This is a genomic window from Robiginitomaculum antarcticum DSM 21748 (assembly GCF_000365025.1).
In the GTDB taxonomy this organism is placed as follows: Bacteria; Pseudomonadota; Alphaproteobacteria; order Caulobacterales; family Maricaulaceae; genus Robiginitomaculum; species Robiginitomaculum antarcticum.
Genome location: NZ_KB823011.1, coordinates 311870 through 335322 on the forward strand (window position 1 = coordinate 311870; position 23453 = coordinate 335322).

23 protein-coding genes are annotated in these 23453 nt (G+C 53.0%); 11 read left to right on the top strand and 12 right to left on the bottom strand.

From position 1 onward, the window contains the following. Positions 1 to 91: 91 nt before the first annotated feature. Positions 92 to 1906, top strand: a complete 1815-nt coding sequence (aspS, locus tag H142_RS0101535; protein ID WP_017930329.1) for an aspartate--tRNA ligase — start codon at positions 92 to 94, stop codon at positions 1904 to 1906. Between the two features lie 17 nt (positions 1907 to 1923). Here aspS and metC read toward each other — a convergent pair whose 3' ends face one another. The 7 genes from metC to rpsF form a co-directional block, all read right to left on the bottom strand. After that, positions 1924 to 3066 carry a cystathionine beta-lyase gene (gene metC / locus H142_RS0101540; protein ID WP_017930330.1) on the bottom strand — a complete coding sequence of 381 codons (1143 nt, stop codon included), beginning with the start codon at positions 3064 to 3066 and terminating at the stop codon, positions 1924 to 1926. 9 nt (positions 3067 to 3075) lie between these two features. Further along, positions 3076 to 3918, bottom strand: coding sequence for a sulfurtransferase (locus H142_RS0101545; RefSeq protein ID WP_083898903.1), 843 nt, complete (start codon positions 3916 to 3918; stop codon positions 3076 to 3078). Continuing rightward, entirely contained in the window at positions 3906 to 4904 is a 999-nt protein-coding gene (locus tag H142_RS0101550; protein ID WP_017930332.1) for a cysteine synthase A, read from the bottom strand. Before H142_RS0101550 ends, H142_RS0101545 begins: the two co-directional genes overlap by 13 nt. Before the next feature lie 92 nt (positions 4905 to 4996). Further along, positions 4997 to 6373, bottom strand: coding sequence for an NAD-dependent succinate-semialdehyde dehydrogenase (locus H142_RS0101555; protein WP_017930333.1), 1377 nt, complete (start codon positions 6371 to 6373; stop codon positions 4997 to 4999). 150 nt (positions 6374 to 6523) lie between these two features. After that, entirely contained in the window at positions 6524 to 7144 is a 621-nt protein-coding gene (gene rplI / locus H142_RS0101565) for a 50S ribosomal protein L9 (protein ID WP_017930335.1), read from the bottom strand. Positions 7145 to 7156: 12 nt separating this feature from the next. After that, complete coding sequence (rpsR, locus tag H142_RS0101570) at positions 7157 to 7420, bottom strand: 30S ribosomal protein S18 (RefSeq protein ID WP_017930336.1); 264 nt, start codon at positions 7418 to 7420, stop codon at positions 7157 to 7159. A 2-nt stretch (positions 7421 to 7422) separates the two neighbouring features. Further along, on the bottom strand, positions 7423 to 7776 hold the full coding sequence (gene rpsF / locus H142_RS0101575; protein ID WP_017930337.1) for a 30S ribosomal protein S6: 354 nt from the start codon (positions 7774 to 7776) through the stop codon (positions 7423 to 7425). 278 nt (positions 7777 to 8054) lie between these two features. On the opposite strand from rpsF, the gene fabD reads away from it, so the two are divergent. The 9 genes from fabD to H142_RS16745 all read left to right on the top strand — a co-directional run bounded on the left by fabD (position 8055) and on the right by H142_RS16745 (position 16329). Then, positions 8055 to 8999: an ACP S-malonyltransferase gene (fabD, locus tag H142_RS0101580; RefSeq protein WP_017930338.1), complete on the top strand. Its 945-nt coding sequence runs from the start codon at positions 8055 to 8057 to the stop codon at positions 8997 to 8999. Positions 9000 to 9001: 2 nt separating this feature from the next. Then, positions 9002 to 9742: a 3-oxoacyl-[acyl-carrier-protein] reductase gene (gene fabG / locus H142_RS0101585; RefSeq protein ID WP_017930339.1), complete on the top strand. Its 741-nt coding sequence runs from the start codon at positions 9002 to 9004 to the stop codon at positions 9740 to 9742. A gap of 225 nt (positions 9743 to 9967) precedes the next feature. Then, the gene (locus H142_RS0101590; protein WP_017930340.1) at positions 9968 to 10201 is read left to right on the top strand and encodes an acyl carrier protein; all 234 of its coding nucleotides are present in this window, start codon (positions 9968 to 9970) and stop codon (positions 10199 to 10201) included. Between the two features lie 6 nt (positions 10202 to 10207). Next, positions 10208 to 11494 carry a beta-ketoacyl-ACP synthase II gene (fabF, locus tag H142_RS0101595; RefSeq protein ID WP_017930341.1) on the top strand — a complete coding sequence of 429 codons (1287 nt, stop codon included), beginning with the start codon at positions 10208 to 10210 and terminating at the stop codon, positions 11492 to 11494. After that, complete coding sequence (gene mltG / locus H142_RS0101600; protein WP_017930342.1) at positions 11495 to 12619, top strand: endolytic transglycosylase MltG; 1125 nt, start codon at positions 11495 to 11497, stop codon at positions 12617 to 12619. It abuts the gene before it with no gap. Then, entirely contained in the window at positions 12619 to 13497 is an 879-nt protein-coding gene (locus H142_RS0101605; RefSeq protein ID WP_017930343.1) for a YicC/YloC family endoribonuclease, read from the top strand. Before mltG ends, H142_RS0101605 begins: the two co-directional genes overlap by 1 nt. 26 nt (positions 13498 to 13523) lie before the next feature. Then, positions 13524 to 14150: a guanylate kinase gene (gene gmk / locus H142_RS0101610; RefSeq protein ID WP_033314785.1), complete on the top strand. Its 627-nt coding sequence runs from the start codon at positions 13524 to 13526 to the stop codon at positions 14148 to 14150. After that, a complete protein-coding gene (locus H142_RS0101615; RefSeq protein WP_017930345.1) occupies positions 14108 to 15460 on the top strand; it encodes an ATP-dependent DNA helicase in 1353 nt (450 codons plus the stop codon). The genes gmk and H142_RS0101615 overlap by 43 nt, the downstream gene beginning before the upstream one ends. Before the next feature lie 104 nt (positions 15461 to 15564). After that, the gene (locus H142_RS16745; RefSeq protein ID WP_156811852.1) at positions 15565 to 16329 is read left to right on the top strand and encodes a hypothetical protein; all 765 of its coding nucleotides are present in this window, start codon (positions 15565 to 15567) and stop codon (positions 16327 to 16329) included. A gap of 9 nt (positions 16330 to 16338) precedes the next feature. Here the strand turns inward: H142_RS16745 and rsmA are convergent, their stop codons facing one another. From rsmA to H142_RS0101640, 5 genes are all read right to left on the bottom strand, one after another. Further along, positions 16339 to 17175 carry a 16S rRNA (adenine(1518)-N(6)/adenine(1519)-N(6))-dimethyltransferase RsmA gene (rsmA, locus tag H142_RS0101620; RefSeq protein ID WP_017930346.1) on the bottom strand — a complete coding sequence of 279 codons (837 nt, stop codon included), beginning with the start codon at positions 17173 to 17175 and terminating at the stop codon, positions 16339 to 16341. Further along, the gene (pdxA, locus tag H142_RS0101625; RefSeq protein WP_017930347.1) at positions 17172 to 18179 is read right to left on the bottom strand and encodes a 4-hydroxythreonine-4-phosphate dehydrogenase PdxA; all 1008 of its coding nucleotides are present in this window, start codon (positions 18177 to 18179) and stop codon (positions 17172 to 17174) included. Before pdxA ends, rsmA begins: the two co-directional genes overlap by 4 nt. A gap of 2 nt (positions 18180 to 18181) precedes the next feature. Further along, on the bottom strand, positions 18182 to 19447 hold the full coding sequence (locus tag H142_RS0101630) for a peptidylprolyl isomerase (protein ID WP_156811853.1): 1266 nt from the start codon (positions 19445 to 19447) through the stop codon (positions 18182 to 18184). 134 nt (positions 19448 to 19581) lie between these two features. Further along, the gene (gene lptG / locus H142_RS0101635; RefSeq protein ID WP_033314786.1) at positions 19582 to 20688 is read right to left on the bottom strand and encodes an LPS export ABC transporter permease LptG; all 1107 of its coding nucleotides are present in this window, start codon (positions 20686 to 20688) and stop codon (positions 19582 to 19584) included. 2 nt (positions 20689 to 20690) lie between these two features. Further along, a complete protein-coding gene (locus H142_RS0101640; protein ID WP_017930350.1) occupies positions 20691 to 21833 on the bottom strand; it encodes an LptF/LptG family permease in 1143 nt (380 codons plus the stop codon). A gap of 148 nt (positions 21834 to 21981) precedes the next feature. Between H142_RS0101640 and H142_RS0101650 the strand changes: the two genes are divergently transcribed. Continuing rightward, positions 21982 to 23445 (top strand): leucyl aminopeptidase, encoded by a 1464-nt coding sequence (locus H142_RS0101650; RefSeq protein ID WP_017930351.1) that lies wholly within the window; start codon positions 21982 to 21984, stop codon positions 23443 to 23445. The last annotated feature ends 8 nt before the right edge of the window (positions 23446 to 23453 follow it).

Below are 23453 nucleotides of genomic sequence, written 5' to 3' on the forward strand. Positions count from 1 at the left end.
TACCGATTGCGCGTGCACATTAACCCGGCGCGACAGACCGTTTATCTGCTCCGCGCCATAAGAGCCTAGATTACAGGCTGAGGACTATATTATGCATGCTTATCGCAGCCATACGTGCGGCCAACTTCGCGCTGACAATGTCGGTGAAACTGTAAAATTATCCGGTTGGGTTCACCGAAAACGTGAACATGCCAATGCGCTGTTTATTGATCTGCGTGACCATTACGGCATCACGCAGGTTGTCGTATACCCCACGGCTGATTTTTACGAAGATGCAAAGCGCTGTCCCTCCGAGAGTGTGATCACTGTCACCGGAGACCTTCTCGCGCGTGACGCCGAAGCCGTGAACGCAGAGATCCCAACTGGCGCAGTTGAGCTGCGTGCCGAGACCTTTCATATCGAAAGCGCGGCGGCGTCGCTGCCGCTTCCCGTCTTTGGAGAGCAGGATTACCCCGAAGAGATCCGCCTTAAGCACCGCTATCTGGATCTGCGCCGCGAGACTCTGCACAAAAATATCCTGCTGCGCGGTCGCGTGATTAACTCTCTGCGTCGCCGTATGATTGACCAGGGCTTTACCGAATTTCAAACGCCAATTCTAACAGCCAGTTCGCCCGAAGGCGCGCGCGATTTTCTAGTGCCGTCACGCCTCAACCCCGGTAAATTCTATGCGCTGCCCCAAGCCCCGCAGCAATTTAAACAGCTGATTATGGTGGCGGGGTTTGACCGTTATTTCCAAATTGCGCCGTGTTTTCGCGACGAAGATGCGCGCGCAGACCGTAGTCCCGGTGAGTTCTATCAGCTCGACGTGGAAATGAGCTTTGTCACTCAAGAGGACGTTTTCCAGGCGATTGAGCCTGTCATGGCGGGCGTGTTTGAAGAGTTTGCAGAGGGCCGCGAAGTTCAGACGCCGTTCCCGCGCATTCCCTATAAAGAGAGTATTGAGAAATACGGCTCCGACAAACCTGATCTGCGCATCCCGTTTGAGCTGACCGATGTGTCGGAATTTTTTACCGATGAAAGCAAGACCGGATTTGGTATTTTTGCTAAAATTACCAATGGCGGCGGTAAAGTCATTGCTATTCCTGCGCCGCAAGCGGCGGCCAGCCAGTCGCGTAAATTCTTCGACAATATGGACAAATGGGCGAAGAAAGAAATGCAGATGCCGGGCCTCGGATATGCGCGTTTGTCGCTGGATGATGACGGCAATGTCAAATCCCAGGATCCTGTGCTTAAAGGCTTCTCAAACGAATTTCTCAAAGAGCTGCTCACCAAAATGGGTCTCGGCGCGGGCGACGGCATTTTCTTCTCTGCGGGCAAAAAAGACGGCGCTTATAAACTTGCCGGCGCGGCCCGCAATAAAGTCGCCGCCGATCTTGATCTTATTCCCGAGGGCATATTCAAATTCTGCTGGGTTGTCGATTACCCCATGTATGAATGGGATGAAGACAATAAGAAAATTGAGTTCTCGCATAACCCGTTTTCCATGCCGCAAGGCGGCATGGCGGTGCTCGAAGCGGCCGATACGATCGAGAAACAGCTCGAGATTCTGGCTTATCAATATGATATCGTTTGTAATGGCGTCGAATTATCGTCGGGCGCGATCAGAAACCACAAAGCCGACATCATGTATAAAGCCTTCGAGATGGCAGGATACGGCCCCGAAGTTGTGGACGACAAATTTGCGGGCATGATCAATGCGTTTAAATTCGGCGCCCCGCCGCATGGGGGCATTGCGCCCGGTGTTGACCGTATTGTCATGCTGCTCGCCGGAACGGACACAATACGCGACGTGATCCTGTTCCCGATGAATGGACAGGCGCAGGATTTGATGATGAACGCGCCCGCACAGGTCGACACCAAAGCTTTGCGCGAGCTTCATATCCGCGTGGATATGCCGAGCGAGTAAACCCCGTTCGGATTTCGTTATTTTAGATTTGGCAGGGCCTGCGCAATGTCAGCTTTCAGGTCGGCGGCGTCTTCCAGCCCGCAGGCAAAGCGGATCAGCGGCCCGCCGAAACTCTCTGAGGTGGTGCGGTTAAGCTGTGGATCGCAATGAATACACAGACTCTCAAACCCGCCATAGCTATAGCCGATCCCGAAGAGGTTAAGGGCGTTGATAAAGGCCAGAACTTTGGCCTCGGCTACGGGTTTTAAAACAACGCCGAACAGACAGGCCCCGCCGGTAAAATCACGCGCCCAGATATCATGATCCGGGTGGTTTGGCAGGGCGGGGTGCAAAACCTGTTGCACCTCATCACAGTCCTCCAGCCATGTTGCGAGCATGAGCGCGCTCGCTTCGGCGCGGGCGAAACGCATATGCACCGTGCGCGCGCCGCGCAGGATTTGATAGGCGTCATCGGGCGATGTGTGGTGACCAATTTGTTTGCGCACAGCGGTAATGCGCTTGCCGATCTTTTCGCTAGAAGATACAACCGCGCCGAATACAATATCGCTATGCCCGCAGAAATATTTCGTGGCGGCGTGGACGGATATATCAATGCCCAGCGTGAGCGGTTTTAACGTGATGCCACCCGACCATGTGTTGTCGATCGCTGTGGTGACGCCTTTGGCCTTTGCGGCATGAGCGATAGCGGGCAGGTCATGCAGTTCGAATGTCAGGCTGCCGGGGGATTCGAGCCAAATGAGGGTGGTATTATCCTTAATAAGCTCAGATATGCCCGCTCCGGTCCGCGGGTTAAACCGCGTCGTCGTCACGCCCATGCGTTTTAAAAATGTGTCGGCAAAGCTGCGCACCGGGCCATAACAATTATCGGTGAGCAGGACGTGGTCTCCGGACTTCACGCAGGCCATGATGGCGAGGGTGCAGGCCGCCAGTCCGCTAGGCGCAAAGTCGCAGGCCTCGCCGAGTTCCAACTTGCAAAATATGGCGGCCAAGTCGTCATGAACCGCGCTGCCTTGACGCCCATAATTGCGAAAGTCGCTACTGTATAAATCTTCTGCCTTATCGAATAATAGCGTCGAGGCGCGGGTAATCTCGCGATTGACCGGCGTTCCTGTTCCGACCTTTGGACGGCCTGTATGGATAAATTTGGTCGAATCTTTCATGTCGCTATCCTACGGGCCAGTTTCGATCGGGTGCGAGCTTGCGCCATATTGGGCCCAGCTTCCGCTGTATACTGATACATCTTTTGCACCGAATACGTCGAAAATGAAGGCTAAGCCCGCAGCCGTAACGCCGGAGCCGCATGTTGTTATTATTGGCTTGGACAGATCAATTCCAGCTTTCGCAATCTTATGTTTTGTTTCGTCCGTGATACACTTTTTATCATTCAATAAATTACCAAGGGGAAGGTTTATTGAGCCCGGAATATGGCCACTTCTTAAACCTTTTCTTGGTTCAGGTTCAGTGCCGGAAAATCGTCCGTGACTTCGGGCATCGACGATTTGTGTGCCATTTTCTATCGCTATTAGCACCTCTTCAATCGTCACACCTTTTACCAATGGCGGACTTGGAATGTAGCCTTTCGATGGAGTGGGCGTTCTAAGTTTATCGGAAATAGAAGGTGAATATCCGCCCGCAATTATAGCAGGCAGACCACCATTAATAATCTCAACCTTTTTATGGCCAACAGATTTAAATGTCCACCAAACACGAGGGGCGGAAAACAATCCATTTCTGTCATACAATATAAGATGATCATCGTTACTGATGCCCATCGCATCAGCCATTTTCGCAACGTGATCTGCGGGCGGAAATGCCGCTCCTAAAGGCGTTAGGGTTTTAATTTTACCTAGGTCAAAAAATATTGCACCCGCCAAATACTTTACGGGAAGATTGTCTTCGGTGCCGGGTAGCTCCCAAGTCGCATCGATAAAAACCTCATTATAGGCCATCATCAACATCATGCGATGCGTGAGATCACTTCCACGATAATATCTTGTAGCTAACTCATCCATGGCGGGACAGGTAGGCCTTTTTCGCGTAAAAATTCGGGGTTATAGATTTTGGACTGATAGCGGCTGCCATAGTCGCACAGGATGGTCACAATCGTATGTCCGGGGCCCATTTCGCGCGCCATATGGATCGCTCCGCCAATGTTAATGCCGCTGCTTCCGCCCAGGTTCAGACCTTCGAGCTGCGTCAGCGCGAAGATAATCTGCAGCGCTTCTTTATCAGAAATTTGATAGGCGCGGTCGACTTGAATGCCTTCCAAATTCGCGGTGATACGGCCTTGGCCTATGCCTTCAGTGATGGAATTGCCTTCGCTCTCAAGCTGGCCGTGATCATAATAGGCAAACATTTTTGAGCCATAAGGATCAGCGACGCCGATCTGGATATTTGGATTGCGCTGTTTAAGCGCCATGGAGACGCCGCCCAGCGTTCCGCCCGAGCCGACAGCACAGATAAAGCCGTCGACCTTACCATCCGTCTGCTCAAAGATTTCAGGACCTGTCGTTTTATAATGGGCGTCGCGATTGGCGGTATTGTCGAACTGGTTGGCCCAGATGGCGCCATTAGGCTCGCTTTTCGCCAGTTCTTCGGCCAGACGGCCTGAATATTTGACGTAATTATCGGGATTGGCATAGGGTACAGCGTCGACTTCAATCAATTCCGCGCCGAGCAAACGGATAGCGTCTTTTTTCTCTTGGCTCTGCGAACGCGGAATGACGATCTTGCACCGATAACCCAACGCCGCGCTGACCATGGCCAGACCGATGCCGGTATTGCCGGCCGTGCCTTCGACGACAAACCCGCCGGGTTTTAACGCGCCGCTACGCTCTGCGCTGCGAATAATTTCCAATGCGGCCCTGTCTTTGACCGACTGACCCGGATTAAGAAATTCGGCCTTGCCGTAAATCTCGCATCCCGTCAGCTTGGACGCTTCGTGAAGGCGGATGAGCGGCGTATTGCCGATAAGGTCAAGAACGTTTTGAGCAGCCATTTGAGATCCGTAATTTGTTAGGGCTCATGCATAGAAGCGCGCGCGCTTGCGGGCAAGTCACACAATTGGAAAATCGTTTAAAATCAATATGCCTATTTTTGAATAATAACAGACTTTATATTCATGAATTCCTTAAGGCCAAAGCCGCCATGTTCGCGGCCATTGCCGGAATCTTTCACGCCGCCAAACGGCATATTGGGAACGGCGAGGCCGAAGCGGTTAATGAACACCATTCCGGTATCGAAATGCTCACTGGCGAGCTTGACCGCGCCGTCAACATCTTCGGATATGATACCGCCGCCAAGACCGAAACGGCTGTCATTGGCGATGCGCATGGCGTCATTAGCATTTTCAGCATGGATAAGCGATGCGACGGGGTCGAAAAGCTCGTCATCATAAGCAGGCTGCCCGGGCAGGACATTGCCAAGAACGGTCGCGGGATAGAAATAACCTCTGCGGTCCGGCATTTTACCACCGCATAGGATTTTAGCCCCGGCCGCAACGCTGTCCTTAACCTGTTTGTGCAAGGTTTCTCGCAAATCCTTGCGGGCCATTGGACCCATATCGACATCGTCTTTTGTCGGATCGCCGACGGTTAAATTAGACATAGCCTTGACGAAGGCAGCTTTAAAATCATCATAAATCTCATCGACAACGATAAAGCGCTTTGCCGCGATACAGGTCTCGCCATTATTATAGACGCGGCCCTGGACGCAGATTTCGACGGCTTTTTCCAGATCAGCATCGGCCAGAACAATATAAGCATCATTAGAGCCAAGCTCGAGAACAGTTTTCTTCAATACACTCGCGCATTTTTCGGCCACATAACGGCCGGCCTCGGAGCTGCCCGTCAGGGTTACGCCGCGTACGCGTTCATTGCGGATCACGGCGTCGGATTGTTCGTGTGAGATGATCAGGGAAGTAAACAAACCGTCCGGAAGTCCGGCCTCGCTGTAAATTTGAGCAAGCAACTGACCCGTCCCGGTGACGCAGGAGGCGTGCTTTAACAAAACGCCATTCCCGGCCATCAAATTGGATATAGAGTAGCGAATGACCTGATAAGTCGGATAATTCCAAGGCTGAATGCCATAAATTACGCCAATGGGCGAATAGGTGATGACGCCGCGCGTCTCTGAGTCCACATCGCGCTTCTCGTCTTCAAGTTGCCCGGGACCGTTTTGAGCCGTCCAGTCACATATTCCTGCGCAGAGCTGGACTTCCTGATGGCTTTGCGAGAGCAGTTTGCCCATCTCGTCAGTTATTAATTTTGCTAATTTGTCTTCGTTTTTTAGTAGCGCTTTGCCAATTTTACTGATGATTTTGGCACGGGCCTCCGGCGTTTCTTCGCGCCACTTTAAAAAGGCTGTATGACACTCCTCAACCGCCTGCGCGACTTCAAAATCATTCATCATCTTATGATGTGTAATCGGTTTTTCAGTATAGGGGTTGATCGTGACAATGGCGTTCATGGCGTGCTCCGCAAATAGGGGGTGTTGTCATATCAACGAGGGCTGCGCCCTTACGTTCCCATGCCGCTTATTTGACGCAGGGCGAAACAATAAAAAAGCCCGCCAAGATGGCGGGCTCTGAATTTATTAATGTTGCCGAAGCGGCAGGCGCTATTCTTCTTCTTCGCCTTTAGGCGCGCCAAGATCTTCAGCAGCTTGCGCGGCCAGAGCCTCTTCTTCAAACATTTCGGCATTGATTTCGCCGCGCTCTGAAATGGCGTCTTCCGCTTGTGCGCGGTCATCGTCCATTTGCGTCGCAATAACGTCTTCGCCTTTGGCTTGACGTTCAGCTTCTTCCTCTGTGCGGGCCACGTTGATTTCAACATTGACTTCGACTTCGGGGTGAAGCTTGATGCGAACAGGTGTTACGCCAAGCGCCTTGATAGGCTGCTCGAGTTTCACCATGCTGCGCGATACGTTATGACCAACAATTTCGGCAATATCGCGGGCTGTAACAGAGCCGTAAAGCATGCCTGTTTCGCCGGCCTTGCGGATAACGACAAAACTTTGTCCGTCAATACCGCCGCCTTCATTGCGGGCTTTTTCAGCGTTTTCGGCGTTGCGCTTTTCAAGCACTTCACGCTGCGCTTCAAAGCGGGCCATATTGCCGTCAGTTGCGCGCAAAGCTTTTTCGTTTGGCAGCAGGAAGTTACGGGCAAAACCCGGCTTTACTGAAACGACTTCGCCCATAGCGCCCAGATTATCAACGCGTTCGAGTAGGATAACTTGCATTGCTCAGTCCTCCTATGTGCCGGCGTAAGGCATCAGCGCCAAAAAGCGGGCGCGTTTGATGGCTTGGGCCAGCTCACGTTGTTTCTTGTGCGATACTGCAGAAATCCGGGACGGGACAATTTTGCCCTTTTCGGATGTGTAACGCTGCAAAAGCTTTGGATCTTTGTAATCGATTGTCTTGCCATTCTCGCCTGAGAAAGGACAAACCTTGCGGCGGCGGCGAAACGGAGTCCGTGACGGCAGGTTTTCGATTTTAATGTCGGATTTACGGGCCATGATTAATCTCTCCGATCACGTTTTTTACGCTCTTCGCGTTTTGCCAGGATCGGCGACTGATCATCATTGTGCTCTTCGACGCGAATGGTCAGATAGCGAAGAATGTCTTCATTAATGCGGTGCATACGCTCGACTTCGTGCAATGCGCCGGCCGGAGCTTCAACTTGAAGCAGGCTGTAATGGGCTTTGCGGTTCTTACGGACGCGATAAGCGAGGTTGCGTAAACCCCAATATTCAGTGCGGCCGACAGAGCCGCCCAGATCTGCGATTTTCGCAGTTAGGTTTTCGACAATTTCGTCAACTTGCGCAGACGAGATGTCGGGACGTGACATAACCACGTGTTCATATAATGCCATTTCGATGGCCCTTCTAATTGGATTGCGGCGCTGGGCAACCGAAGGGAAGCGCCGGCGATGGTTCTGACTCTGGATGTGCACCATGCACAGGGCCAAGACAGACCGCAATCGATCAAGACGCGCACATATATAGTGTTACCCTTGCAATGCAAGCCGTAACAGCATGGAATGCCGCCCGCCCGGCGTCTGCGGCGTTGCTCTGCTTTGGGCGATAGGCTAAGGCTTGGCGGACGGGAGTCTATCCCGCATTGCGCGCCCAAATTACACGAAAGAAGATTATGTCACTTGCCTTTATATTTCCCGGACAAGGAAGCCAGAACGTCGGTATGGGCGCGGAGCTTGCCGCCGCTTTTCCGGCAGCCAAAGACGTGTTTGACGCCGTCGATGATGCGCTGGGGCAAAAGCTATTTGCCCTGATGACCGAAGGCGCGATCGAAGATTTGACCCTGACCGAGAACGCGCAGCCTGCTTTAATGGCCTGTTCTGTCGCGGCCATGCAGGCGTTAAAGGCCGAGTTCGGCATTGATATTACGGCTGCTAAATACGCCGCCGGACATTCTTTGGGAGAATATTCTGCACTCTGCGCTGCAGGCGTTATTGGATTACAAGATACGGCTAAGCTGTTGAAACTTCGCGGCCAAGCCATGCAGGACGCCGTCGCGCCGGGGATTGGCGCTATGGCGGCGCTGCTGGGCGCATCGCCTGAGGACGCGCAGGCCGCCGCCGCCGCAGGCCGCAAGATCGGCGTCTGCCAGGTCGCTAATGACAATGCAGTGGGACAGATCGTGATCTCGGGCGAGAAAGCTGCCGTCGAGGCCGCGGCGCAGGCTGCGACCGATATGGGCGTCAAACGCGCCATGATGCTCCCGGTCTCCGCCCCGTTTCATTGTGACCTCATGGCGCCCGCCGCGCAGGTCATGAAAGACGCGCTGGCCAGCGTAACATTTAACGCGCCCGCTGTGCCGATTGTGAACAACGTCACGGCCCAGCCTGTGACTGATCCTGTGCAGCTTAAGGCCGACTTGGTAACGCAGGTCACAGGACAGGTGCGCTGGCGTGAATCAGTGCAATTTATGGCGGCGCAAGGCGTCACTGATTTGGCTGAGCCGGGTACAGGCAAGGTTCTGACAACGATGTTAAAGCGCATTACAGACGATCTGACGGGGCATAGACTGGACACGCCGGAGGCCCTTGAAGCTTTCGCGGCACATTTAAAAGGATAAATATGTTTGATCTGACAGGAAAACGCGCGCTGGTCACCGGCGCAACAGGCGGCCTTGGAGGCGCAATCGCGCGGCAACTTCACGCCGCTGGCGCGCATGTCGCTTTATCAGGAACACGGGCTGAAAAGCTGGAGGGTTTAGCGGAAGAATTAGGTAAGGGGGCGTTTGTAACCCCTTGTGATCTATCAGATGGTGATGCTGTCGATAATTTAGCGGCTCAAGCGTCAGAGGCGATGGGCGGTCATGTTGATATTTTTGTCTCTAATGCGGGCCTAACCCGCGACGGTCTGTTGATGCGCATGAAGCAAGAAGATTGGGATCTTGTTCAAAAGGTCAATCTTGAAGCTTATTTCCGCCTGACCAAAGCTTGTCTGCGTCCCATGATGAAAGCCCGATGGGGGCGCATAATCGGTATTACCAGCGTGGTCGGCGTGACCGGAAATCCGGGACAGGCCAATTACGCCGCGTCCAAAGCGGGCATGATCGGCTTTACCAAATCTATCGCGCAGGAAGTGGCGTCGCGAAATATTACAGCGAACTGTATTGCGCCGGGCTTTATCGGCTCTCCAATGACAGATGTTCTGACCGATGCACAAAAAGACGCGATTCTCGTCAAAATCCCGGCCGGTGCGTTGGGCACAAGCGATGATATTGCTGCCGCCGCGCTGTATTTGTCTTCGACTGAAGCGGGCTATGTTACGGGTCAAACGCTCCATGTGAATGGCGGCATGGCGATGATATAGGTTAATTGGCGGAGATAACCCTATGGCTCTGATAAAAATCAGAGACTTAGAGGCTGAATTTTTGTCAATAGCGCTTCTGGTCACCACGGATTTAATATGGTAACCCACGCGCTGAATCGGGGGGCGACTTGACTTTGTCAGTCTAAATCCCATTTAAGTCTCGGCGCTTGCGTCATAAATAGCGGTAAGCACTGTTTTACTGCGCCCACTAAAAAGGAATTACATATGTCTGATGTAGCAGCTCGTGTAAAAAAAATGGTTGTTGAGCATCTCGACGTCGAAGAATCAAAAGTGACTGAAAATGCTCACTTTATTGATGATCTGGGCGCAGATAGCCTCGATACCGTAGAGATCATCATGGCGTTCGAAGAGGAATTCGACATCGAAATCAAAGAAGACGAGTCTGAAAACATTCAGACTGTTGGCGATGCGGTGAAATTCATCTCTGCTAAAGTCTAAATTATAATGCGGCGTGTTGTCGTCACAGGAATTGGCCTCGTAACTCCTTTGGGTTGCGGGGCCAAAACCGTTTGGGAGCGCCTATTATCAGGTGCGTCAGGCGCAAACCGGATCACGGATTTCGAAACCGATGATCTGGCTTGTAAAATCGCGGCAAATGTGCCGCGCGTAGATGGCCGCGGCGGCGGCTCGCCTGATATGGCCGGGGTTTTTGATCCTGATTCTGTCATGAGCTCCCGCGAGCGTAAACGCGTCGACGATTTTATTCTCTATTCTATCGCTGCGGCCGATGAGGCGATTGCTGATTCAGGTTGGACTCCGGCCGAAGATGACCGCGAAGCGCAAGAGCGCACAGGCGTATTGTTCGGCTCAGGCATAGGGGGATTGCAGACCACCTATGACGCATCAATTACCCTTGCCGAGAAAGGCCCGCGCCGCCTCTCTCCTTTTGTTATTCCGTCCATGCTGATTAATCTGGCCAGCGGACAAATTTCTATTCGTCACGGTTTTAAAGGCCCCAACCATAGTGTTGTGACCGCCTGCGCGACCGGTGCTCACGCTATTGGCGATGCGGCCCGCTTGATCCAGCGCGGCGACGCCGATGTTATGATAGCCGGCGGCGGTGAAGCTGCTATTTGCCGTCTCGGTATTGCAGGCTTTGTCGCCTGCCGCGCTATGACGACGGCGTATAATGAAACGCCGGAGGCGGCGTCGCGACCCTATGATGAAGGCCGCGACGGTTTTTTAATGGGCGAGGGTGCAGGCGCGGTGGTGCTAGAAGAGTATGAGCACGCCAAAGCGCGCGGCGCGACCATATATGGAGAATATCTCGGCTATGGCCTGTCCGGCGATGCTTATCATATCACCAGTCCGTCGCCGGATGGTGATGGCGGTTTCCGCGCTATGAAAGCCGCGCTTAAAGACGCCGGAATCAGCGAGAGCGATATTGGCTATGTCAACGCGCACGGCACGTCCACGCCAGTTGGCGACGAAATCGAAGTGCGCGCGGTTGAACGCTTTTTCGGTGATCATGCTAAAAATGTGACCATGTCATCGACAAAAAGCTCTATCGGCCATTTGCTTGGTGCGGCGGGCGCGGTTGAAGCTGTGTTCTCTATTCTAGCGCTGCGCGATCAGATCGCGCCGCCGACGATCAATCTGGACAATCCGTCCGTGGATACCAAAATGAATTTGGCGGCGCACAAACCGGTTGCGTTTAAAAGCGATGCCGTATTGTCTAACAGTTTTGGATTTGGCGGCACAAATGCGGCATTGATCTTCGGTAAAGCGTAAATGCATAAGCCCAAGGCGCCATCCAAGAAGCTGCAATTTTCCACAGCGAAGACTCTCGAAACGCAACCTCCTAAACGTCCGGCGCCGCGGGCAAAGCTCCCCAAACGCAGTAAAATCGCGCTCTTTTTTATCGGGCTGTTTGCGCTGCTCACGATTGCCGCGGCGGGTATTTTGGGCAGCTATGCCGTGTTTCAATATCGCTATAACGCTGTGCCGGACGGAGAGCAGCGCAGCGTTGTCGTTGATGTCCCGCGCGGCACAGGATTATCGTCTATGGCGGAGCGTCTGGAAAATGACGGGCTGATAACAAGCGCGTTTATTTTCAAGTTTGTCCATAAGATCGAGGGCCGCGAGGCCGGCCTTAAAGCCGGTGAATTTGAAATCAAACTTCCCGCTAGTATGAAAAGTGTTTACGAGCAGCTGGCGAATGGCAAACCTATTCAATACGGATTTACGGTGCCCGAAGGCCGGACGACAGCGCAGATTATCGCTAAGTTAAACGCGGCGCAAAAGCTCACGGGACAGATAACAGATAGTCCGCCAGAGGGCCGTCTGTTACCCGAAACCTATCTTTATATGCGCGGGGACAGCAGGCAAAGCGTGGTCGATCAAATGCGTATCGCGCAGGATAAAACCATTGATGCGCTATGGGATAATCGGGCCCCCGATCTGCCCTTTACGACGAAACGCGAAGCGATCATTCTGGCCTCTATCGTTGAAAAAGAGACCGGACTTGACGGGGAGCGCGCCCGTGTGGCGGCCGTATTTGTCAATCGCCTGCGGCGCGGCATGCGGCTGGAATCCGATCCCACCATTATTTACGGTATTTCAAAAGGTGAGATATTGCTTGGGCGCGATGGCCGGCAGCGCGGTCTTCGCCGCAGCGAGATTGATCTTAAAACCGATTGGAACACTTATCAAATTGACGGCCTCCCACTCACGCCAATTGCCAACCCCGGCAAGGCCGCGATTGCTGCTGTTTTAAACCCGCCCGTTTCCAATGACCTGTTCTTTGTCGCTGACGGGACAGGGGGTCATGCCTTTGCCGGCACCTATGACGAGCATGTGCGCAATGTTGCGCAGTGGCGAAAAATAGAGCGCGACCGCGCGCTAGGCGGGCCATAATGGCAATCCGCTCTATGACAGGATTTGCCCGACGCAGCGGCGAATGTGACGGCATAGCGTGGCAATGGGAACTGCGCAGCGTAAATGGCCGGGGCCTCGATATCCGCCTTCGCCTTCCCGGTGGATCGGAGCTGCTTGAATCGCAGGCCCGGAAAATCGTCGCCTCCAAACTCTCGCGCGGTAACGTTCAGGGTGTGCTCTCGCTTTCGCGCGCAGGCGCGCCCGGTGATATGGAGCTGGACAGAGATTTACTGGGTGGCCTCGCGGCGGAGCTGGGGTATCGCGACCCTAAAGAGCTGCAGCCCATCGTTATGGCGCGACTGTTTACCGTTCCCGGCGTGGTGCGTCCAAGCCAAATACCCGCGCTGACAGAAGATGATATAAAGCTGCGCGATACGCTGCTTGCAGGTCTCAAGGACTGCGTCAAAACGCTAATCGGCGCGCGCGAGGCCGAGGGTGCGGCTTTGCGTGATGATGTGATGGCGATTGTCGATACCATGCGCAATCTAACGCACGATGCGGCGGAGCAGGCCGTATCGCGCGGGCTTCGGATCAAGGATGAATTACTGGAAAAATTTACGCAACTTCTCGGCGAAAACCTGGGAGAGGAGCGCCTTGCGCAAGAGGCCGCTTTGCTGGCGGTGAAAGCCGATGTTCGCGAGGAAATTGACCGTCTTGACGCCCATATCTCGCAGGCGCGGACGCATATGAATGACGGATCGCCTATTGGCCGCAAGCTCGACTTTCTGGCGCAGGAATTTAACCGTGAAATAAATACGCTTTGCAGTAAATCAGGTGACCTTGTCTTGACCCGAATCGGGCTTGATTTGAAAAGCGCCAATGAGCAATTTCGTGAACAAGTCGCCAATATAGAATAGGCCCTTGCGGGCTTTGGGAGAATATCATGTCAAAACGGCGTGGATTAATGATCGTCCTATCCAGTCCATCAGGCGCGGGGAAGACCACACTGACCCGCAAGCTGCTGGCGGAACATGACGACATGCAAATGTCAATCTCGGCGACAACTCGAAAACCCCGCACGGGAGAAACGCCGGGCAAGGATTATAACTTTATCAGCACGGGCGAGTTTGAATCCCTTCTCGCGGATAACGCTTTTTTAGAATATGCTAAAGTCTTCGATAATTATTACGGCACGCCTGCCGCGCCGGTTCAAGACGCACTGGATCAAGGCAAGGATATTATTTTCGATATAGACTGGCAGGGCGCGCAGCAATTAACGCAGGCCGCCGCTGATGATCTGGTTAAAATCTTTATCCTTCCGCCCAGCAAGGTCGAGCTTGAACGCCGCCTTAAGTCCCGCGCGCAGGATAGCGACGAAACCATCGCCAAGCGGATGAGTAAGTCCGAGTCTGAAATTAGCCACTGGGCCGAATATGATTATGTCATCGTCAATGACGATCTGGGGCAGTCTATGGATTTGATCCGCGCTATCGTCGCGGCTGAGCGCGCTAAACGTAAAAGGCAGCTTTGGCTTGGGCCTTTTGTGAACAATTTGGTTCAGGGCCGATAGCGATCACCGACACTATCGAAAAACCCAAATCGATTGGCCGTTTGTCAGAAGAGGCCAAGGATGTCCTGCGCCAGTTGCTCTCTGATGACCGCGCCCCGATTTTGCTGTCCGGCAAGGCGGGAACAGGCAAGTCGACACTTATCCGCTATATCCAGCGTCAGGACGCCTTTCCCAATACGGTGGTGTTAGCCCCGACCGGAATTGCCGCGTTAAATATTGGCGGACAGACCCTGCATAGTTTTTTTCGGCTGCCGCCGCGCATTCTGACCGACGCAGCCTTGCAGGGACAAAAACCCAATGGCATGTGGCGCAAAGTCGATTTGATCATTGTCGATGAGGTCTCAATGACCCGTGTGGACGTCATCGATGCTATGGATAAAATCCTGAAAAAAGCGCGCAAGAACACTGAACCCTTTGGCGGGTGCCGCATGTTATTTGTCGGCGATTTTTACCAGCTACCACCCGTCGCGCCGCGCGGCGAGGCGCAAATGCTGCATCAAATGGGATATGAGACGCCCTTTGCCTATAGCGCCCATGTGTTTCGCGAGCAGCCTATGGCGGTTTATTCGCTCAGCCAGGTTTATCGCCAGAATGAGCCGGAATTTCTCGATATTCTGTCTGATCTGCGCGGCGGCGAGGATGTGGAATATGCGCTTGAGCGGCTCAATACCCGTTGCGCCGGCCCGCATCGCGACGGCGTCACGCCGCTTTTGCTGACCGGGACGAACGCCACGGCGGCGCGTTATAATCAAGAAGGTTTGGAGCGTATTGATGCGCCAAGCCAAAATTTTGAAGGCCGCACAAAGGGCAAATTCAATGTTAATGCCGATCGTCTCGGCGCGCCGCCGCTCCTGCAGCTGAAAATTGGCGCGCGGGTGATGGCGCTTAAAAATGATATGAAACGCCGATGGGTCAATGGCTCAATCGGCACTGTCAAAGCGATGGAGCCGGGTAAAGTGACCGTCGAGTTTGATAACGGTAAAACCGGTCAGATTGAGCCGGATGATTGGGATACGATCCGGTATTCATGGGACGAGGCGGCGGGCGTGCCCAAGGCCGAAGTTATCGGCTCATACTCTCAAATTCCGCTATCGCTGGCGTGGGCAGTGACGATCCACAAAGCGCAGGGCCTGACGCTGGATGATGTGCGCGTTGATCTGGAACGCGGCGCCTTCGCGGCAGGCCAGGCCTATGTCGCGCTGTCGCGGTCCCGCACGCTGGACGGCCTGTCGCTCACGCGCCCGCTTGGCCCGCGCGATATAATGGTTGATGACCGCCATGCGGATGAACTGGCACGGTTGAGTCGTTAGGTTAAACTTTTTACTAAAATACAACCTTTGACTGATTAACTTTTTCATGATATGTATAATCTAAGGTAATTGAAATTAAAATTCATCCTTAATTGTAGGAAGCTATGCGAAATAGTATTCATTTAAATTCTAAAAATATGATTGGTTGTATTATTGTTAGCTGTCTGCTTCTCGTGAGTTGCGGAACTCAAAGCGGGTTAAAGAAGGGAAACTTTGTGAATCCTCAGTTGGCTGATCCGACAATAGATAATAGTGTAGCACAAGCATTAACTAGCGGGCATAAATATAAGATTACTCCAAAAGGTAAGGTGGACCTCACTGATATTAATGTAGTAATGGCTGTAGCTGCCTCAACGTCCAGTGATGCTGAAAGAGGCGCGCTCGGCGCGATGATGATTAAAGCCTCGGATGAAGCATGTTATATTTATTTGTCGCGAATCTCCACTACCGAAAAATCTATTACTTCATCTTTGGGACTCGCTGGAATTCTACTTTCTACTGCAGGCGGTATAGCTAGCCCAGTTAGAAGTGCGAATATTTTTTCTGATCTTTCAACTGCTTCACAGTCTGCCGGATCCTCTCTAAATTCAGCCATTTTGGGTGGAGATAATGGAGACTTAATTGTGCAAGCCGTACGCCGCGGCAGAAAGGTAGAACGAAAGCGTTTGACCAAATTACTATTTGGGGACCCAGATGTTTCATTGGGCGCTGGTGAGAATAATTTCAACCGCTTTGTAATTGAGTATGCAACCTATCACGATAGTTGTGGCATCAGTTATGGTCGCCAAGTACTTCGTGACTCTGTAAATTCAGCTACAACAACTGACACTTCGAAATCGGGCAACCTAAGCACTGCAACAAATAACTAATATTTTATTCTATTTTATATTCGACGCCAATGCCTGAAACTGCGCAGGTGTGACGGTTTCGGCGCGCTGGGTTGGATCAATGCCTGCGCCTGTGAGCCAGTCTTGCAAAATCAGGTCATGTTTTTTCGCAATGCTTTTGAGCGATTGGCGTAGCATTTTGCGGCGCTGGTTAAACGCGCCGGCTGTGATCTGGCCGAGGGTTTTTAAATCAGCGAAGCGCTCACCTTGCGGCAAAATATCCAGCACCACGACGGCGCTATCGACTTTGGGCGGCGGGCTAAAGCAATGGGCGGGGACGGTCATCGCGATATGGGAGCTTGCCACGGCTGCCGTCAAAATGGCGAGACGGCCATAAGCATTGTCACCCGGGCGGGCAACGACGCGCTCGGCGACTTCTTTTTGAAACATCAAGACCAAACGATCCCAGAAGGGCGGCTGCGCTGTCAGCCAATTGGTTAGCATTTTTGTCCCGACATTATAGGGCAGGTTCGCGGCGATGCGTGTCACGCCGAGAGTCGCGGGATCGACCTTTAGCCCGTCGGCTTCAATAACCGATAATCGATCACCGCTAACGCGCTGCACGTCCTGTAGCAGAGGTAAAAATCGGTTATCCATTTCAACGGCTGTAACTTTGCGCGCGCCGCACATGAGTATTGACCGCGTCAGCCCCCCCGGGCCGGGGCCGATTTCCATGACATGGACATCGGATATATCACCCGTCAGCCGCGCAATCCTGTCTGTAATATTGGCGTCGAGCAGGAAATGTTGCCCCAACCGTTTATCCGCGCGCAGGCTATAAGCGGCGAGCGTAGCCGTCAGGCTCGGCAGATCGGATAGCTCGCTCATGCGCCGCGCCTATGATCTGACATGGTGCGCGCAATTTTCAGCGCGGCGAGCAGGCTATCGGGACGGGCTATGCCTTTGCCTGCAATATCAAAGGCGGTGCCGTGATCGGGCGATGTGCGCACAATCGGCAAGCCCAGCGTGACATTGACGCCGCCGTGGAAATCCAAAGTTTTGACGGGAATGAGACCTTGGTCATGATACATGGCGAGCGCGGCGTCATAGCCCGCGCGCGCGTCGGCATGAAACAAAGTATCAGCGGGCAGGGCGTTTGTGAGATTAATCCCTTCCGCGCGTAGGGCCTCGCAGGCGGGGTTGATAATCTCGATTTCCTCGCGGCCAATGCCGCCCTTTTCGCCCGCATGGGGGTTGAGACCGCATACGGCAATGCGAGGATGCTTAATGCCAAAATCGCGTTTTAAGGATTGATGCAGCACGCGCGCACGGGATTTTATTAACCCGCCTGTTAGCGCCGCTGCAACTTTAGAAATTGGCGTATGGATAGTCACAAGCGCGACGCGAAGCCCTGCCGCAGTGAGCATCATAACCGGTCCGCGTTCGCCCTCCATGGCAATATTGCGGGTCAGTTCGCCCAAATATTCGGTATGGCCCGGATGGGCAAAGCCCGCCGCATAGAGCACGGATTTCGCGATTGGGTTGGTGACAACGGCTGCCGCTTCGCCGGATAGGGTTAGCTCTACGGCCTTTGCAATTGATCCGATGATAAGACCTGCGGCTGCGCTATCAGGGCGTCCCGGTTCGATGTCAGGGCCGGAGAGCGGCAGAACGGGCAGGGCGTGAGGGAATATATCAGCCGCTTGCGCGAATGAGCCGATGGCTTGCGGGTCAGGTAAATCCTGCGCGCGGCAGGCGCGGCGCGCGGCGTCAATGGTGCCAATCAACGCAAATATATTGCCTGCGCCGCGCATTGCGGCCCAGGCTTTCGCTGTAATTTCAGGGCCAATGCCCCCCGGATCGCCGAGCGTGACGGCGAGCGGAGGGATCATGATTAGCGCGACTCGATTGTCGCGCTGCGGCGGACATCCCGAAGGTAACGGCGAGAGCTTTGCGCAATTTGCTGGTCAATAATACGGTCTTCGACTTCGTCGCGGGTGGGTATTCCTGCGCCCTGAATTTTAAGATCACAGACCATCAATGCCATAACGCCATTTGGCGCCGCAATAGGGTCAGATACAGTGCCGACTTCGGTCTCTTCGAGAATTTTAAGAACCGGGCCGCCAACCTGACTTGATTTTATCACGCCCATATCGACAACTTCGGCGCTCTCAATCGTCTCCGCAGCGTCCTCGAGCGTGTCGCATGTCGGGCTTTGTGCCGCCATCTCGCGAATGGCGGTTTGGGCAAGGCCTTGCGCAGCTTCATTTTCAGCCGGAACGCGAATTTGTTTGATGGTGTAGACGCTCTCCGACTCAGAATCGCGTTTATCGCGCATGAGAATAATATAGACGCCGCCGGGCACGATGATGGGCTCGGAAATAGTCCCTTTTTCCAGACTTGGAAGCACGTTGCTAATTTCGCTGCGCAGTTCGCCTTCACGGGTCCAACCGACATCACCGCCTTTAGCTGAGGAGGCCCCGGATGAGAACTGACGGGCCAGAGCGGTAAAAGGCGCGTCCTGCTCAAACTGGGTAATCATGGCGCGCGCGCCTTCCAAGGCCCCGTCCATGCCGCCAATATCTTCAGTGGCTTCAATATAAATTTCAGAGATAAGATAGCTCGGCTTGCCGGCATTGGCAGACATGCGGCGCACGGTTTCGTCAATCTGCGTATCAGAGACGCGGATGCGCTGGCCAAACCGCCCATTGACAATGCGTTGCCACGCCAGCTCGGCGCGGACCTGGTCGCGCAGGGTTTCAATTGAGATACCGGCCTGCGTCATACGTTCGGTAAGTTGTTCCAGCGATAGATTATTGCCCTGCGCGAGACGTTGCAAAGCATTACCAACCTCTTCATCAGAAATTTCCAGATCGAATTTGTTCGCTTCTTGCATCTGCAGACGTTCGTCGATCAAAGCGCGCAAAGCCGTAAATTGCATGCGGCGTAAGCTATCTTCATCGGGCTTAACGCCCGAAGCCAAGACCATAAAATAAACGCGCTGTTGCAAATCATAAGTCGTTATGACGTCATCATTGACCGTGGCGGCAATGCCATAAGCGTCTTGCGCGGCTCCGGCCGGCGCAGCGAATATAAGCGCCGCAGGAATGGCGATAGCGCTCAGCAGGCGCGCAGCAAATCTAACAGGTGAAGCAGCCATAATGTCAGTCTCTTTCGTCGGCAAAGTGGCGGAAATCCTGTGAAGACCCGCGTTAAATTAGGAGGCACAATAGCCAATTTGCCCGTGCGCGCAATTGTCTGCATCACACGAAGTATGGCCTTACGCGTTAAGTTTCATCCATCTTCGATTGTGCATAAGCGGGCTAAACCGACCAATAGGACAAATATAGGGGTCGCCCACGCCGAGAGTAGAGCCGGCAAAACCCCGGTCTCGCCAAAGGCGCTCATCATATTATTGGCAAAGAAAACCCCAAAGCCCAGCGTGCTACCAAGAATGAGAAGTCTCAGCGTTCCGCCAAGACGGGTTAGTTGCATGGAAACGCCTGCCGCAATAATTGCCATGGCGATCAATGTAAAGGGAAGCGCGAGAAGGCGGTAAAACGTGATCTGCAAGGGGATGGCAGAAAATCCTGCGGCGCGAATTTTTTTAATCTCGGCGGGCAACTGCCAGAATTGCGGCGTTGAAGTCTCTCCGGCAGCGTCGCGCAATTGATCCCAACCCAGCGTGGTCGGGGCTGTTAGTATCTCGTAAGGCTGCGGCGCGGAGCCGGCTCGAGTTTCTATTACATTCGTTAGTGTCCATGTTCCAGATGTTGATAGTTGCGCCGTGTCGGCGTCATACCGGCTATCGAATACAGGGTCATTAGCGTCGTCAAATCTGTAGCGGTAAAAGGTTACGCCGTCGAGACGGCGCGCGCCAATATCGGCTTTGCGGGCAAATATAACGGTTTGGCCAGAAGCGCTTCCCTCTCTCATCCAAATATTACGTTTTTGGTTTTCATCATCCACAATAACTGCGCTTTGTGAGACTCCGCCGCGAATATTTCGAAATTGCGCATCCGCAGCAATGCTGACAGGATTCATCACAGCGGTCCAGAAGACCCCGATTAATCCCGCGACGAGAATGCCAGGGAGCAAAAACCGCCATGCGCTCATGCCTGACGCGCGCATGATAATGAGTTCGCTGCGGCGGTTCAGCTTATATAATGCATTCATGACACCGAACAAAACAACAAATGATAGTGTTTGTTCAATAAGTTGCGGCGCTTTGAGAAATGTCATGACGAGAATTTGGCTTATTCCCATGCCGCCGGAGCCCCCAAGGGTTCGCGAAAGCTCAACAAAATCAACAAGCATTATGACGCTGGTAATAACCAAAAAAGCCATCAAAATACCGACAAAAAACTGCCACGCGACATAGACGGCCAGTGTAGGGGCCATCCTCATGAGACAAGCTCCACTGTGTATTTGGTCTCACGCTTGCGCCAGCGTATGATATCCGCCGCACGTTTCTTACTAAACAGATAAAGCCCGCACGTAATAATTGTCAGAACGGGTATCCCGTATTGATAGGCGTTAAGCGCACTATCATCTTCTGCCGCGGCCGCAATCGCAAATCCGGCGAGGCGTATTATGAATCCCACGCCAGCCGCCATAGCGATGCGCTTGCCATATCCCAGACGCTGATAATCCCCCCGAACCAGAAAGCAAAGCGCAATCATAACCAGTGCTATATTGTAAAACGGTGTGGCCAAACGCGAATGGCCTTCCGCAAGATAAGATTCGCGAAATTGCCTGCGGGCATAATTATATGGATCGTCCAAAAATAGCTCGTGTAGATATTGGTCTGACGTTTTTAGGCGCAATACCGGATCAAGCGTCATGACTTCCGACAGATCAAATTGATAGTCGTCAAAGCCAACAATTTGTACAACGCCTTGCTGATCGGCATATTGCAGATCACCCTCACGCATGACCAGAACGGCCTCATCGCCGCGCCGGCCGATAACGGCGGATTTCGCAGTATATGTAGACGGTGTGTCGGCATCACGGCTGTCATAGATTAAAACATCGCGCATTTCCCCTGTGCGATTCAGGCCGGCAGTATACACTGTCAATCCGGGCGCAGGAGTATTGAACTCGCCTGGACGGACAAGCTGTGATGCTAAATCCGTGCGGACATCCAAAAGCGCTTCTCGCATTTCACGCTGTGAAAAAGGCTGCAAAAAAAGATTGATAAATAAATGCACAATCATGGCGTAAATAGCGACGCGAATCACCGGACTGGCGATTTGCCACGGACTGTATCCAGCGCCCTTCGCCACAACGATCTCGCTTTCAATATTCATCCTATTTAATGAAAACAAGGCGGCAATGAACACCGCAATCGGCATAATAATGCCCAAGAGTTGAGGCAAAATAAGCATCGTAATATAGATAAAAGTCAGCGCCGATTGACGGTTTTCGACAATAAGATCTATTGTCGTCAAGGACTGCGTCAATAACGCTAAAAATGACAGCGCAGAGATCGCGAGTACGAAAGGCACCAGAGTTTGATATCTGAAATATGATTGAATACGTTTCATTCGTGCCGCTTTAGGCAAAAGTGCGGAATTTAGCAAATTGCAAACCGCATAAAATCCTAAAACTTACGCAAGGTCAGCACGCCGCAATGATAAGGCTTGCCGCCACGCGCGCAGCGCCGCATAACGTAAAAAATATTGGAGTTTATTCATGAAAATTAGTTTCGTTTCATCGGCGCAGGCCAGCGGCGCTGCCGTCATTTTCTCAAATGATAAGGCTAATCTAACAGCCGGAGGCGCACATTATGACGGTGATGTTATTGCCGCCGCGATTCGCGCCGCAAAATTTACCGGCAAATCGAGACAGACTCTGTCTGTTTATGCGCCGAAAGGCACAAATACGACGCGGGCTTTGTTGATGGGTATTGCGGACGGCAAAAAATTTGATCCTGAAACGTCGACTGCGAATGCCGTAAAAACCTTGCTGCTGAGCGGCGAGACAAAATTAACCGTCCATCTTGAAGGGATGGGTATTTCGCCAGATGACCAGGCCCGGGCCGCGCTTGGCGGCCGTTTGGCGGCTTATAGATTTGATAATTACCGTACAAAACTCAAAGACGATCAGAAGCCAACCCTGAAATCCCTAAAAATTGCCTGCGATAGTCCGGCCAAAGCCAAAGCCGCTTATGACGCGTTTTACGGACCGGTCGGGGACGGAACATATACAGCCCGCGATTTGGTTTCAGAACCGCCCAATATGCTTCACCCAAAAACATATTCTGCGCGTATAAAAAAAATGACGGATATGGGTCTTAAAGTTGACGTCCTGGGTGAAAAGAAAATGAAAACGCTCGGCATGCACGCTCTGCTCGGCGTTGGCCTGGGGTCTGCGCATGAAAGCCAAGTCGCAATTATGCATTGGGAAGGCGGCAAAAAAGACGATAAGCCGATCTGCCTTATCGGTAAGGGCGTGACATTTGACTCGGGCGGTATCTCGCTCAAACCCGGCGCGGGTATGTGGGACATGAAAGGCGATATGGGCGGCTCAGCGGCCGTTGTGGGCGCCATGGAAGCGCTGGCCAAACGCAAAGCCAAGGCCAATGTTATCGGTCTCGTTGGCCTTGTCGAAAATATGCCTGATGCGCTGGCGCAGCGCCCCGGCGATATTGTAACTTCGATGTCAGGACAAACGATTGAAGTGCAAAACACAGATGCGGAAGGCCGTTTGGTTTTGTGTGACGTTCTGCATTATGCCCGTACGAAATACGACCCCCGGGTAATGGTTGATCTGGCGACACTCACAGGCGCCATTCTTGTGTCTCTTGGCCATGAACACGGCGGTCTGTTTTCCAACTCCGACGAGGTCGCAGACGGTCTTTTGGGCGCGTCTGTCGCATCGACAGAAAAGCTGTGGCGTATGCCGATGTCCAAAGCTTATGATAAATTACTGGATAGTAATTGCGCAGATATGAAAAATATCGGCGGGCGTCTTGCCGGGTCGATTACGGCGGCGCAATTTCTACAGCGTTTTGTTGGCGATACGCCTTGGGCTCATCTGGATATTGCCGGGACAGCCTGGAAAGGAACCAGTACGGATCCGCGGGAACCGGCTTGGGCAACAGGCTTTGGTGTTCGGCTTCTAAATCAATGGGTTAAAGATAAATTTGAAGGTTAATTAACACG

Bases quoted from the DNA above. Each gene is read 5' to 3' on its own strand.
- aspS (WP_017930329.1), top strand. From the start codon at position 92: ATGCATGCTTATCGCAGCCATACGTGCGGCCAACTTCGCGCTGACAAT.
- metC (WP_017930330.1), bottom strand. From the start codon at position 3,066: ATGAAAGATTCGACCAAATTTATCCATACAGGCCGTCCAAAGGTCGGA.
- H142_RS0101545 (WP_083898903.1), bottom strand. From the start codon at position 3,918: ATGGATGAGTTAGCTACAAGATATTATCGTGGAAGTGATCTCACGCAT.
- H142_RS0101550 (WP_017930332.1), bottom strand. From the start codon at position 4,904: ATGGCTGCTCAAAACGTTCTTGACCTTATCGGCAATACGCCGCTCATC.
- H142_RS0101555 (WP_017930333.1), bottom strand. From the start codon at position 6,373: ATGAACGCCATTGTCACGATCAACCCCTATACTGAAAAACCGATTACA.
- rplI (WP_017930335.1), bottom strand. From the start codon at position 7,144: ATGCAAGTTATCCTACTCGAACGCGTTGATAATCTGGGCGCTATGGGC.
- rpsR (WP_017930336.1), bottom strand. From the start codon at position 7,420: ATGGCCCGTAAATCCGACATTAAAATCGAAAACCTGCCGTCACGGACT.
- rpsF (WP_017930337.1), bottom strand. From the start codon at position 7,776: ATGGCATTATATGAACACGTGGTTATGTCACGTCCCGACATCTCGTCT.
- fabD (WP_017930338.1), top strand. From the start codon at position 8,055: ATGTCACTTGCCTTTATATTTCCCGGACAAGGAAGCCAGAACGTCGGT.
- fabG (WP_017930339.1), top strand. From the start codon at position 9,002: ATGTTTGATCTGACAGGAAAACGCGCGCTGGTCACCGGCGCAACAGGC.
- H142_RS0101590 (WP_017930340.1), top strand. From the start codon at position 9,968: ATGTCTGATGTAGCAGCTCGTGTAAAAAAAATGGTTGTTGAGCATCTC.
- fabF (WP_017930341.1), top strand. From the start codon at position 10,208: ATGCGGCGTGTTGTCGTCACAGGAATTGGCCTCGTAACTCCTTTGGGT.
- mltG (WP_017930342.1), top strand. From the start codon at position 11,495: ATGCATAAGCCCAAGGCGCCATCCAAGAAGCTGCAATTTTCCACAGCG.
- H142_RS0101605 (WP_017930343.1), top strand. From the start codon at position 12,619: ATGGCAATCCGCTCTATGACAGGATTTGCCCGACGCAGCGGCGAATGT.
- gmk (WP_033314785.1), top strand. From the start codon at position 13,524: ATGTCAAAACGGCGTGGATTAATGATCGTCCTATCCAGTCCATCAGGC.
- H142_RS16745 (WP_156811852.1), top strand. From the start codon at position 15,565: ATGCGAAATAGTATTCATTTAAATTCTAAAAATATGATTGGTTGTATT.
- rsmA (WP_017930346.1), bottom strand. From the start codon at position 17,175: ATGAGCGAGCTATCCGATCTGCCGAGCCTGACGGCTACGCTCGCCGCT.
- pdxA (WP_017930347.1), bottom strand. From the start codon at position 18,179: ATGATCCCTCCGCTCGCCGTCACGCTCGGCGATCCGGGGGGCATTGGC.
- H142_RS0101630 (WP_156811853.1), bottom strand. From the start codon at position 19,447: ATGGCTGCTTCACCTGTTAGATTTGCTGCGCGCCTGCTGAGCGCTATC.
- lptG (WP_033314786.1), bottom strand. From the start codon at position 20,688: ATGGCCCCTACACTGGCCGTCTATGTCGCGTGGCAGTTTTTTGTCGGT.
- H142_RS0101640 (WP_017930350.1), bottom strand. From the start codon at position 21,833: ATGAAACGTATTCAATCATATTTCAGATATCAAACTCTGGTGCCTTTC.
- H142_RS0101650 (WP_017930351.1), top strand. From the start codon at position 21,982: ATGAAAATTAGTTTCGTTTCATCGGCGCAGGCCAGCGGCGCTGCCGTC.